Source organism: Bradyrhizobium sp. USDA 372 (genome assembly GCF_053629095.1).
The window spans coordinates 6,017,032-6,029,106 of sequence record NZ_JBRJHR010000001.1; the positions used below are offsets into that span (position 1 = coordinate 6,017,032).

General features: G+C 64.8%; 11 protein-coding genes. 7 read left to right on the top strand and 4 right to left on the bottom strand.

The genetic code is table 11. The features are described 5' to 3' along the window. Nucleotides 1-35: 35 nt before the first annotated feature. Nucleotides 36-1,661, top strand: coding sequence for an ATP-dependent acyl-CoA ligase (locus tag AB7M16_RS28110; protein WP_453945687.1), 1,626 nt, complete (start codon nucleotides 36-38; stop codon nucleotides 1,659-1,661). Between the two features lie 3 nt (nucleotides 1,662-1,664). Here the strand turns inward: AB7M16_RS28110 and AB7M16_RS28115 are convergent, their stop codons facing one another. Beyond that, nucleotides 1,665-2,180 carry a MarR family winged helix-turn-helix transcriptional regulator gene (locus AB7M16_RS28115; RefSeq protein ID WP_212254401.1) on the bottom strand — a complete coding sequence of 172 codons (516 nt, stop codon included), beginning with the start codon at nucleotides 2,178-2,180 and terminating at the stop codon, nucleotides 1,665-1,667. A 307-nt stretch (nucleotides 2,181-2,487) separates the two neighbouring features. Between AB7M16_RS28115 and AB7M16_RS28120 the strand changes: the two genes are divergently transcribed. Next, entirely contained in the window at nucleotides 2,488-3,666 is a 1,179-nt protein-coding gene (locus tag AB7M16_RS28120) for an acyl-CoA dehydrogenase family protein (protein ID WP_453945688.1), read from the top strand. A gap of 37 nt (nucleotides 3,667-3,703) precedes the next feature. Here AB7M16_RS28120 and AB7M16_RS28125 read toward each other — a convergent pair whose 3' ends face one another. From AB7M16_RS28125 to AB7M16_RS28135, 3 genes are all read right to left on the bottom strand, one after another. Next, a complete protein-coding gene (locus tag AB7M16_RS28125) occupies nucleotides 3,704-5,374 on the bottom strand; it encodes a CocE/NonD family hydrolase (RefSeq protein ID WP_453945689.1) in 1,671 nt (556 codons plus the stop codon). 67 nt (nucleotides 5,375-5,441) lie between these two features. Beyond that, entirely contained in the window at nucleotides 5,442-6,263 is an 822-nt protein-coding gene (locus tag AB7M16_RS28130; RefSeq protein WP_453945690.1) for a creatininase family protein, read from the bottom strand. A gap of 199 nt (nucleotides 6,264-6,462) precedes the next feature. After that, nucleotides 6,463-7,365 (bottom strand): LysR substrate-binding domain-containing protein, encoded by a 903-nt coding sequence (locus AB7M16_RS28135; protein ID WP_439364158.1) that lies wholly within the window; start codon nucleotides 7,363-7,365, stop codon nucleotides 6,463-6,465. Nucleotides 7,366-7,513: 148 nt separating this feature from the next. On the opposite strand from AB7M16_RS28135, the gene AB7M16_RS28140 reads away from it, so the two are divergent. The 5 genes from AB7M16_RS28140 to AB7M16_RS28160 all read left to right on the top strand — a co-directional run bounded on the left by AB7M16_RS28140 (nucleotide 7,514) and on the right by AB7M16_RS28160 (nucleotide 12,074). Further along, nucleotides 7,514-7,933, top strand: a complete 420-nt coding sequence (locus AB7M16_RS28140; protein ID WP_453945691.1) for a cupin domain-containing protein — start codon at nucleotides 7,514-7,516, stop codon at nucleotides 7,931-7,933. Between the two features lie 12 nt (nucleotides 7,934-7,945). Continuing rightward, a complete protein-coding gene (locus tag AB7M16_RS28145) occupies nucleotides 7,946-8,764 on the top strand; it encodes a cysteine hydrolase family protein (RefSeq protein ID WP_453945692.1) in 819 nt (272 codons plus the stop codon). Continuing rightward, nucleotides 8,754-10,112, top strand: a complete 1,359-nt coding sequence (locus tag AB7M16_RS28150; protein ID WP_453945693.1) for an FAD-binding oxidoreductase — start codon at nucleotides 8,754-8,756, stop codon at nucleotides 10,110-10,112. The genes AB7M16_RS28145 and AB7M16_RS28150 overlap by 11 nt, the downstream gene beginning before the upstream one ends. Nucleotides 10,113-10,121: 9 nt before the next feature. Then, nucleotides 10,122-10,700: an NAD(P)H-dependent oxidoreductase gene (locus AB7M16_RS28155; protein ID WP_433996046.1), complete on the top strand. Its 579-nt coding sequence runs from the start codon at nucleotides 10,122-10,124 to the stop codon at nucleotides 10,698-10,700. Between the two features lie 378 nt (nucleotides 10,701-11,078). Then, complete coding sequence (locus AB7M16_RS28160; RefSeq protein WP_212254410.1) at nucleotides 11,079-12,074, top strand: ABC transporter substrate-binding protein; 996 nt, start codon at nucleotides 11,079-11,081, stop codon at nucleotides 12,072-12,074. Nucleotide 12,075: the final 1 nt, after the last annotated feature.

A 12,075-nucleotide genomic window follows, 5' to 3' on the forward strand; every position in this document is an offset into this window, starting at 1 on the left:
GGCAGGCCATGTCGGGCCGGATGACGGAGCATTGCATGCGGGATGACGCCGGGCAGGAGCAGGATACGCCGGCCTGGGCACGTGCGGTCGAGTTGTTTCCCCCGTCCGATCGCGTGCTTTCGACCATCCTCGCCAGGCAGGCGCGCCGCTACGGCGATCGTATCCTGCTGGTTGCGGGACAGGCGCGCTGGACCTACGCGCAGACTGCGGAGATTGCGGCTGCATCGGCGCAGACGCTGATCGAGGCCGGCATCAAGCCGGGAGACCGGGTCGCCTTGATGTGCTCGAACCGGCCCGAGTTTCTTCAAGTCTATCTCGGCTGCGCCTGGCTCGGCGCCATCACGGTGCCGATCAACACGGCGCTGCGCGGCCTCCAGCTCGCACACATCTTCCGCAACTCGCGCCCTGCGCTCCTCGTCGTCGAGGCCGGATTTCTGGACGCAATCGAGACGATAGGCATCGAGGCCGGCCTGCCGCCGCTGGTGTGGACCATCGATCAGGTCGCGGAGGGGACGGCGAAGGGATCCATGCCGCTGCCCGCGCTCGCATCCATGGCGCCGCCCGGTGCCGTGCGGCCGGGAGATATTGTTGCCATCCTCTACACATCCGGCACCACGGGGCCGGCCAAGGGCGTGTGCTGTCCGCAAGCGCAGCTGTTCTGGTGGGGCATCTGCTCGGCGCGGGCGCTCGGCATCCGCGAGGGCGACGTGCTGTTCACGACCTTGCCGCTGTTCCACACCAACGCGCTCAATGCATTCTATCAAGCGGTGCTGAACGGTTGCACTTACGTGCTCGAGCAAAAATTCTCCGCGTCGGGCTTCTGGGCCGCCGCGGGCCTCCACAATGCAAGCGTAGGTTACCTGCTCGGCGCCATGGCATCCATGCTCATGGCTCAGCCTCGCAAGGAGGAGGATCATGCTCACGGCCTTCGCGTCGCCTTGGGTGGAGGCGTGCCACCGCAGATCCATCGGCCGTTCCTCGAGCGGTTCGGCGTGACGCTGGTCGACGGCTATGGATCGACCGAGACCAATTTCGTGTTTGCCGGCGCAATTCCCTCCGACCGTCCGGGAACGATGGGCTATCTGGCCGATGGCTTCGAGGCGCGGATCGTCGACGACAACGATTCGGAGCTGCCCGACGGCCAGGCGGGCGAACTCGTCCTGCGCGCCAGGGAGCCGTTCGCCTTCGCCACCGGATATTTTGGCATGGCGGAGAAGACGGTCGAAGCCTGGCGGAATCTCTGGTTTCATTCCGGAGATCGCGTCGTCAGGGATGCCGACGGACATTACCGCTTCATCGATCGCATGAAGGACTCGATCCGCCGGCGCGGCGAGAACGTGTCATCCTGGGAGGTCGAGCAGATCATCCTTTCCCATCCGGCGGTTGCGGCGTGCGCGGTCTATCCGCTGCCCTCCGAACTGGGCGAAGACGAGGTTGCGGCGGCGATCTTGCTGGAGCCGGGGCAGTCGCTGGAGCCTGTCGATATCATCAGGCATTGCGAAGGGCAGATCGCCTATTTCGCAGTACCGCGCTATGTGCGCATCGTGAACGAGATGCCGCTGACGGAGAACGGCAAGATCAAGAAGGGCGCGCTGCAACAGGCCGGCGTAACGACGGAGACCTGGGATCGCGAAGCTGCCGGGATTCGAATTCGGCGTTGAGGCTCATGACCGCTCGCGCCGTTGCAGGGCGTCCCTCACGGCACTCTTCACGTCGTCGAGTTCGCCGACGAGGCCGTCGAGACGGTCGATTGGAAGATCGGCGAGCAATTCGGCGAGCCAGGCGCCGTGACTCTTCGCCATCCGCCTGAAGGTCTTTCGGCCCTCGACCGTCATGCAGACGATCTGGACGCGCCGGTCCAGATGCGAGGGCGTGCGGGTGATGTATCCATCCTCGACGAGGCGGTCGACGATCGGTGTCAGGTTGCCGGCCGACACCATCAGGCGCTTGGGCAGTTCCCCCAGGACCAATCCACTCGGCTCACGGTCGAGCTGGGCGAGGACGTCGAAGCGGGGCATCGTGAAGTCGTATTCCTCGCGAAACCGGCGCCGCAACTCTCCCTCGATCATGGACGTGCAGGCCAGCAGCCGAAGCCAGAGCCTTGTCTGAGCCCTGTACTCGGCCTCCGCGTCGGTCGCCTTCCTGCTGGAGGCCGGAGAGGACTCCTTTGCGAGTGCCAAATCGATCTCCTAAGCCTCCGAGTGGAATTCCATTCAGTTCGTAGAATAGTTCGTGCCAAAACTAAATTCAAGGCGTGACAGGATCAGGACTGTTGCTGATGTGGACGGAACCGTCAGCTTTTCTTCGCTAGTCCTGCCGCAACGAAGAGGTGTTCGAATATGGTCCGCGCCTGACGACTTGACAATGACCCCGGCCGGGGAAATAGTTTATACTTGAAATAATTGATTGTGCGGACGGCTTGGCGGTCGCTGGCGCGGCAGAGAGCAAGCCGGCCGTCCGGCGGCCCCCGACCTTGCGGAGCGACCGATGAACTCACCGGCACAGACAATCTCCCGCGACTGGCTGGACTGGCCGTTCTTCGAGCCGCGTCATCGTGTGATCTGCGACGCGCTCGATCGTTTCGTCGCACAGGGTGGTGTTCAGGCTGTCGATCACCGCGACATCGACGGCGCCTGCCGCAAGCTCGTGCGGGCGCTCGGTGCCGCGGGGCTGCTCGATAGCGCGGTCGCGGCGCCGGACGGTGACGTGACCAGCATCGATTCCCGCTCGATCTGCCTGTCGCGTGAGACGCTGGCCTATGCCGATGGCCTTGCCGACTTCGCCTTTGCGATGCAGGGCCTGGGATCCGGCGCCATTGCGCTTGCGGGCTCGTCGGAGCTGCGACACGCCGTGCTGCCGAAAGTCCGTTCGGGCGAGTGGCTGGCCGCGTTCGCGCTTTCGGAGCAGGGGGCCGGCTCCGACGTGGCGGCCATGACCTGCGCGGCGCGCGAAGACGGCGACAGCTATGTTCTGAACGGCGAGAAGACCTGGATCTCCAATGGCGGCATCGCCGACGTCTACACGCTGTTTGCCCGAACCGGCGAGGCGCCCGGCGCGCGCGGCATCTCGGCGTTCGTCGTGTTTCCGGACGACCCCGGCTTCAGCGTGGCCGAGCGCATCGACATCGTCGCGCCGCATCCGCTGGCGACGCTGCGCCTGGACAATTGCCGCATTCCGAACAGCCGGCTACTCGGAGCGCCCGGTGGCGGCTTCAAGATCGCGATGCAGACCCTCGACATCTTCCGGGCTTCGGTTGCTGCAGCCGCCTTGGGCTTTGCCCGACGTGCGCTGGAGGAGGCGCGACTGCACACACAAACGCGCCGCATGTTCGGGGCGACGCTGGCGGATCTGCAACTCACCCAGGCCGCGCTCGGAGACATGGCGACCGAAACCGACGCCGCGGCGCTGCTGACCTACCGCGCCGCCTGGCGTCGCGACGTCCAGAAGCTTCCCACAACGCGTGAAGCTGCGATGGCAAAGCTGGCGGCCACCGAGACCGCCCAGCAGGTTGTCGATCGCGCCGTGCAGATGTTCGGCGGTCGCGGCGTGCGCAAGGGCGAAATCGTGGAGAGCCTGTATCGCGAGGTCCGCGCCCTTCGAATCTATGAAGGTGCGACCGAGGTGCAGAAGCTGATCGTCGCGCGCGAACTGCTCAAGCCGCGCTAAGCCGGCCCGGTATCTGTCACTCGCTCCGCCGGCGGAGCTAGCTTGGCCTGATCTCAGGCCCGGGCCCGACAGGCAGCCGGAGCTGTGACGGCCGGGACGGGCCGTGCCAGACCGCAATCGTGGTCACGACGGCATGGGTCCTTGGGGTGCTCACCGGATCTTCGCCCGTTCCTGGGTTGACGGGATAGGCCGGATAATCGGCCCCCGCGATGGAGAGGCGCAGCCGCTCGCCCTTCCTCAGCGTCACGCACGTGGTGGCCAGCTTCAGCTTGTATCGGCCTGTCATCGCGGTGCGGTAATGCGCATATCCGCTCGAGATCTGAAGAACCCTTTCGTCGGACGTGATGAGCGAAAGAATGCAGCAAAGATCGAAGCTCGGGCGGTCGCAACTCAGCTCGAGCTCGACTTCGGGCTCGCCGACCACCTCGATGGCGTCTTCCAGAGCTCGGGTCGTGAAGGTCACGACGTCGCCGCGTTCATCGGCCGCCCGGCGGTCGACGGGTCCGGTCGGAGCGCCGTAATAGCCGCCCACCGTCGGCGCAGGACGCCAGGGATCATGCACGATGTGCTCGACATCCTCCTCTTGGCTCGGCCGAACACCGAGCGTGCCGTCCTGCACGTCCAGCGATGCCCGTCCCGTGCCGCCAAGGAACAGTGCCTGCGTGCTCTCAGGCAGATCCTGATACTGCCGCCATGTCTTCAAACCCATGTCGAACAGCTCGATCGGTCGGTCTTCCGCCGGCCCTGACGCCCGCTTGAGGATGCGGTCGAAGAACCGGATGTGATCGATATCGACGTTGCGCTCCGCCTCCCGGCCGAAGTCGACCGCGCCCACTTTCCGTGTCCACGGAAAATGGATCCAGGGGCCGACGATGAGCCTGGTGTGGTCGCAGCTGCCTGCGACGGCCCGAAAGGACTCGACCGTAGCCGGCAGGAAAGGATCGAACCAGCCACCGACGAACAGCATCGGCAGATGGCGGGCACGAATGGCATCCAGATGTGCCAAGGGTGAAATGCGGTCCCAGTACGGCGAATCCGGCGGCGTTTCGAGCCAGTCCATGACGTGCGAATAATGCCGGTATTTTTGCAGCAGCTGCGGCATTGCCGCGATCGGGCCGCTGAGCGGCAGGTTGGTCCCGGCGGCCTGCAGCGCGCTGAAGGCTTCGTCATCACCGGCACGACGTGCCGCCTCCGCGGTGATCTGGATGCCCCAGCCGATCATGTGCTTCATCTGCAGGGCGCCGTTCTCATAGGCCCAATGCGCGGGATGCCACGGTCCCATCGCCGGCGCGAGGGCCTTCAGCGACGGGCAGTCTCCCGCCGCGGCGAGCAGCTGGTTGTAGGCTTGATAGGAGAAGCCGTACATGCCGACCTCGCCGTTCGCGCCATCGAGACGCGCCGCCCATTCGACCGCTTCGGCGCCGTCCTCGATCTCGGTTTCACCTGGGCGGAATATCCCTTCCGAAGTGCCGCGTCCCCTGACGTCCTGCACCACGACGATATAGCCGTGTGAGGCGTACCAGGACGGATGCGCGTAGCAGATGCTGCAGGCGATGCGCCTGCTATAGGCCTGGCGCTGAAGCAGAACCGGATAGGGCCCCGGTACCGCCGGACGGTAGACGTCGGCATCGAGCCGCGTGCCGTCCTTCAGCGTCATGGTCTCGACTTCGGGCGGCAGCACGGGCAATCGCAAAGACTTCGCTGACATCTGCTGAAACTTCATCGCAGTGAATTCATGGGTCTGAACCTGTTCGAGCTTCTCACCGCTCCAGCGCTCATCTCGCGGCCGAGGAGACGGGGTCTGGCCGAATCCGCGATAGCGGATAGCGCTCGACCTCGGCGATCAGCTTGATCAAGCGGCCCGCCGCGCGTTCGACGGCGGCGCGGCCACGCTCGGCATCGGCGAGCGCGGCGTTGCCGCAGGCTCCCTTAGGATTGATGTCCTGCATCTGCCAGCCGAACCCGACCGGGCCTTCCGGCATCAGGATCTCGCACTCGGTCTCCAGAGCCTGGGACAACGACCTGAAGTCCTCCGCCGATGCCATGTCGACGAGACCTGGATGCAGATGGAGCATCACGCTGGTCTCGATCTCTCCGGCATGGATTCCATGCTTGCGTTCGGCCGCGCTGAAAAGGTCCGAGAGGTCCGTGAAGCGCGACCATTGCGAGGAGACGGCCAGCATGCCCAGCCTGACGCGGAGCTCGCGGCATACGATCTCCATGACCTGCGGCTGGCCGCCATGCGCGTTGACGAAGACGACCTTGCGGACCCCGGCCCGGTGCACGCTCTCGCAGACCTCGTACCAGACGCGGCCGAGGGTTTCCGCCGAGAGCGTCAGCGTGCCGGGAAAGGCGGAATGCTCGTTCGACTTGCCGATCGACATCGTCGGCAGGACGAGGGCCGGAAAATCGTCGGCCATCTGCGCAACCGCGTGGCGGATGATGCCCTCGACGATCGCCGTATCGACCCGAACCGGCAGATGCGGCCCGTGCTGCTCGACGGCGCCGACCGGCAGCACGGCGACGATCCTGCTCATGTTCAGCTGACGGAAATCCTCGGTCGACAGGTCCCACCACCAATGCGACTTCAGTTTCATCTCGCTTGCCTTGTCGATTGTCTTGTCGGTTGCATTGGCCCGGATTGGCGGACGAATCCGGCGAGGCTTGCTCGCCCGTCCGCCTGCCAATCATTGTTGGGCATCCGCACAAGCATGAAAAGTGCTTAATTTCGTCTGTTGTGTTGCCGTTTCGGCAACGCCCTGACGACCGAGGCGACGATCGCGGCTGCCGCTCGGTTCAGCTGGCGACCTCGCGGATCATTGCCTTCAGCATCTCCGCAAGCACGCTGGCGATCGCGCTGGTGCCCCGGACATGGCCGATCAGCATCAGCGCCTGCGCGTCCTGCGCGAGCTCGCGAACGGGAACGTAGCTCAGCCGCCCGGCACGCCGCTCGGATTCCACGTCGAACGGGGTGAGGAAGGAGATGCCATCGTTCAGAATGACCGCGTGCCGCATGATCTCGATCGAATTGGTCTCGATCGCCGGCTGCAGGTCGATTGCGACCCGCGCGAACGCCGCCTCCAGATAAGGGCGGATCGCACTCGTGGCGTCGGCGATGACGAGCGGGTAGTCGATGCAGTCGCTGAGCCGGACGTTGCTTCGCTTCGCCAATGGATGGTTCGGCGTCATGACGGCACCGAGCCGGCCGACGGCGCGCGCGAGCACCTTCAGATTACTGTCCTTGCCGAAATCGAACCCGATGCCGAGATCGGCCTCGCCGCTGGCGACCGCAACCTGAATTTCCGCTCCCGTATTGAAGAGCGTCAGGTTGAGCTTGACGCGCGGATTGGCCGCGCGAAACTCCTTCACCTTGTTTGGGACGAGGTTGGAGGCGAGGCCGCTCATCATCGCCAAGGTGATTTCGCCGCGGCGCAGGCCCTTCAATTCCTCGATCTTGACCTGGGTGCGGGCCAGCTCCTTGAGCGTCTGGCGGACATGCCCGATCAAGACTTCCCCTGCGGCGGTCAGGATCAGCTTCTTCGGAAGGCGCTGGAAGATCGGCGTCCCCAGCTGGGTTTCGAGCGCGAGAATCTGGCGGCTGATCGCGGACGCCGCGACGTTGAGACGGTCCGCCGCCTTGCGGATCGAGCCCGTGCGGGCAACCTCGTCGATGTAGTTCAACAATCGGCTGTGAAGCATGTCCTGGGCCCCGATCAATGTCCGCAGGATGGTGGCTCGTTGCCGAAAAGGCAACGGGTCTGTCGAATCAAAGCGCTTTGAGGCGATGCCTCGGCGTGCGACATCGGTCACCGACGAGAGTTGCGCATCGTTCGAGGAAAATGATCCCATGTCGTTCAGCGTCGCCGATCTCAGCCATGCGAAGGTCTTCCGCATCGCGCCGAAGGACACCAATTATTTCGCGGTCCTGTTCGACCAGGTGACCGATCGGATCGGCAACATCTTCGTCATCGAAATCTTCCAGCCCGGCGGCGCGACACCGCCCAACGAGCACGCCGCGGCGCATGAATTCTTTCACGTGCTGCACGGCGTCGGTGTTGCCCGCTGTGACGGCAAGACCCTGCCGATCAAGAAGGGCGACTCGCTTCTGTTGCACCCGGGCTCCGAGCACGTCATCGAGAACACCGGGCCGGGCAAGCTCTACACGCTCACGGTGATGACGCCCAACGAAGGATTTTCCGAGCTGATCCGCAGCGGTGAGCCGGTCGCGCTCGACGCCGAGGACATGCGCGTCCTGCAAGGGCTCTAGGCGATGGGCGTCATGTCATCCGATCCTGCTGTGAACGAAGGCCTGCTGCCGCTCGGCTCGAGCCGCGCCAATCGCTGGATGGTCGCTGAGGGGAGGGCCGATCTGGTGCGCCAGCCGGTTCTGCCGCGGCCGGCGACGGTCCAGGCCATGGGCAAGCTCATCACGTTCGACCTCGCGCGCACCGCGCTCGTCGTCGTCGACATGCAGAACGACTTCTGCCATCCGAGCGGCTGGCTGGCGCATATCGGCGTGGACGTCGCGCCGGCGCGGCGACCGATCGCGCCGCTAAGGCGGTTGCTGCCGCTGCTGCGCAGCTGCGACGTGCCGATCGTCTGGCTGAACTGGGGCAACCGGCCCGACCGGCTCAACCTCAGCCCGTCGCTGCTGCATGTGTACAATCCGAACGGCGCCGGCGTCGGCCTCGGTGACGCGCTGCCGGGCTCGGGCGCGAAAGTGCTGGAGCGGGGCAGCTGGTCGGCGGCCATCGTCGATGAGCTTGCGACGGAGCCGACGGACATCGACGTCGCCAAGTACCGGATGTCGGGCTTCCAGGATAGCGAGCTCGACAGCATTCTTCGCAATCTCGGCGTGAACACCTTGATGTTCGCGGGGGTCAACGCTGATCAATGCGTGCTCTGCACGCTGCAGGACGCGAACTTCCGCGGTTACGACTGCCTGCTCCTGGAGGATTGCGCGGCCACGACCTCGCCCGATTACTGCATGGCCGCGACCATCTACAACGTCAACCAGTGCTTCGGCTTCGTCGTCGGATCCGAAGCGGTCGCGGCGGAGCTCGTGCATCGGGCATCGAAGGGGGCCAATGGTGACTGATCTCGCATCCGATGCGTTGGACCGGCTGATCGCCGATCTCGGCGACGTTCCGGTGGTGACCGAGGAGAAGGTCGTGCGCCGGCGCTCGCGCGACTTCTTCTGGTACAGCCCCATCCTCAACGCGCAGCTCGACGGCAAGTCGGCCGACCTGATCGCGTTGCCGCGCGACGAACGCGACGTGATCCGGATCGCATCCGTCTGCGCGCGACATCGGGTGCCGATCACCGTGCGTGGCGGCGGCACCGGCAACTACGGCCAGGCCGTGCCGCTGCAGGGCGGCGTGCTGCTGGACATCTCCGGGCTCGAGAACATCGAGTGGATCAGGCCGGGCGCGACGCGCGTCGGGGCCGGCGCCAAGATGCACATCATCGATGCGGCCGCGCAGGCGCAGGGATGGGAGCTACGGATGCATCCATCCACGAAGCGCATGGCGACGATCGGCGGCTTCGTCGCGGGTGGATCGGGCGGTATCGGCTCCATCGCCTATGGCGGCCTGCGGGAGCCCGGGAACATCCTGGCTGCGCGCGTCGTCACGGTCGAGGAGGAGCCGCGCGTGATCGAGTTGCGCGGCGATGCGGCGCAGAAGGTCAACCGTGCCTATGGCACGACCGGCATCATCACGGCGCTCGAAATGCCGCTCGCGCCCGCCTGGAAATGGATCGACGTCGTGGTGGCCTTCGACGATTTCATGGAGGCGGCAAGGTTCGGCTACGAAGCAGCCCTCGCCGACGGCATCGTGAAGAAGGTGCTCTCGCCGATCACCTGGCCGCTGCCGTCCTATTTCGGGGCGCTGAAGCCGTCCTGCCCGGAGGGAAAGAGCGTGCTCATGGCGATGATCGCCGAGCCCTCTCTCGACAGCTTCAAGTCGCTGCTCGGCGGTCGCGGCACGATCACGCTGGAGACCCCGACGGACGAGAGCCCCAGCCGCGTCCCGCTCTACGAATATTGCTGGAACCACACCACGCTGCAGGTGCTGAAGAGCGATCGTTCCGTGACGTATCTGCAGTGTCTCTATCCGCATGACCGCGTGCTGGAGAAGGTTGCCGAGATGCGGGAGCTGTTTCCGGACGAGGTGCTGCAGCACCTCGAATTCATCCGCTTCGGTGGCCGCGTCACCTGCAGCAGCCTGCCCGTGATCCGTTACACCAATGCCGATCGACTGCACGAGATCATGCGGCTGCACGAGGAGCGCGGCGTCTTCATCGCCAACCCGCATGTCTACACGGTCGAGGACGGCAGCCGGTACAAGCGCGCCGATGCCGATCAGCTTGGCTTCAAGCATGAAGCCGATCCGCACGGTCTGCTCAATCCCGGCAAGATGCGCAGCTTCGTGAGCGCGAGGCGATGAGCAGTGCACGTGCTCTACGTGTATTGCCATCCGCTCGCCGATAGCTTCCACGCGGCCATTCGCAGCGAAGCGCTGGCAGGCCTTTCCGAGGCCGGCCATACGATCGATCTGCTCGATCTCTACGCCGAGGGATTCGACCCCGTCCTGAATGCCGAGCTCCGCCGCGACTACCACGATCCCGTGCTGAACCGGCGCAACAACGAGGCTTACGCTGCGCGCCTGCTGGCGGCAAACGCGCTCGTCGTACAGTTTCCCACCTGGTCATTCGGGCCGCCGGCGATGCTCAAAGGCTGGTTTGATCGCATGTTCGGTCCCGGCATCGCGCTCGATCTGTCCGATCCCGCCCATGCGAGGCCGATGTTGCAGCACATCGGACGCATCGTGGGCATCGCCACCTACGGTCGGCCGCGCTGGCAGGCGATCGGCATGGCCGATCCGCCGCGCAAGATCATCAAGCGATATTTGCCGTGGTTCACCGGCGGCAAGGCGCGCGTGCGCTATTACGCGCTCTATCACATGAACGTCGCCACCGCGGAGAAGCGCAGCCGCTTTCTTGCAAAGCTGCGGCGACAGATGGCCCGGCTCTAGCCGCGCGGTGTCACCGGCCCCCGGAGTGCATCATGCTTGCAGCGAGCCGAATGCCCAATTTTCCGTGGCGGATCGCCCACGAAAACGGCATGGCTGCGGGGCGTCAGCGCACGCGGAACCTTCGTCCCCTTTCTGCCAAGCCCTTGTTCGGTTGGCTCATCGGGCGGGGGCCGGACGAGGCGAAAGCGGTCATGACGCCTGCTCCATCTGCATCACACCAGCCCGCTTGCATAGCAAATCGGCGTTGCCGGAAAGGCAACGGATGGCTCGAATCTAAATGCTTTGAGGTGACAGCCGACCCATGCATCCTCACGCTCGGAAAGTCTCGTAGCGCAGTGCTCGCCGGCTGGTCCGGCGAGCTGCAGAAGGGCAACCAGCATGGCCATGAAGAATCTGTCCCGAACGATCGCAGCCGGCCTGTTGGCGAGCGCAGCCCTGGCCGCCTCCCTCGGCACGGCCCAGGCTGCCGACAAGGTGACATTCCTGACCAGCTGGTTCGCGCAGGCCGAGCACGGCGGCTTCTACCAGGCCAAAGCCACCGGGCTCTATGACAAGGCCGGAATCGACGTCACCATCAAGATGGGCGGTCCGCAGGTGAACGGCTCGCAGCTCCTGCTGGCCGGCGATACCGATTTCATGATGGGTTACGACATCCAGGTCCTCAAGGGCCGCGAGCAGAACCTGCCGCTGGTGACGGTCGCTTCGTCGTTTCAGTTCGACCTCCAGGGGATCATGACGCACGACGATGTGGCGGATCTCGCTGCGCTCAAGGGCCGGCCGATCCTGATCGGGGGATCGTCGCGCACGACCTTCTGGCCCTGGCTGCGCGCCAAGTACGGCTTCACCGACGACCAGATCCGTCCCTACACCTTCAACCTGCAGCCCTTCTTCGCCGACAACACGGTGGCGCAGCAGGCCTATCCGTCGTCGGAGCCCTATCAGGCCGAGCAGCAGAACGTGAAAGTCAAGTTCTTCCCGCTCGCCGACGGCGGCTATCCGCCCTACGGCTCGACCATCGTCACGACCGAGAAGATGATCGCGGACAAGCCAGATCTCGTCTCGCGGTTCGTCAAGGCTTCGCTCGAAGGGTGGCGCGACTATCTGAAGAACCCGGAGCCGGCCAATGCCTTGATCAAGGCAGCCAACCCCAAGATGACGGACGGGCAGCTCGCCTTCGCGATCGAGAGATTGAGGGCGATGAAGGCCATCGACGGTGGCGATGCAGCAAAGCTCGGCATCGGGATCATCACGGCTGAGCGTTACGAGAAGACCTACGATTTCCTGGTCACGAACGGGCTGCTCGGCCCAAAGGTCGACTGGCACAAGGCCTTCGACGATCGTTTCGTCAAGAATCTCAAAATCGGCGTCAATTGAG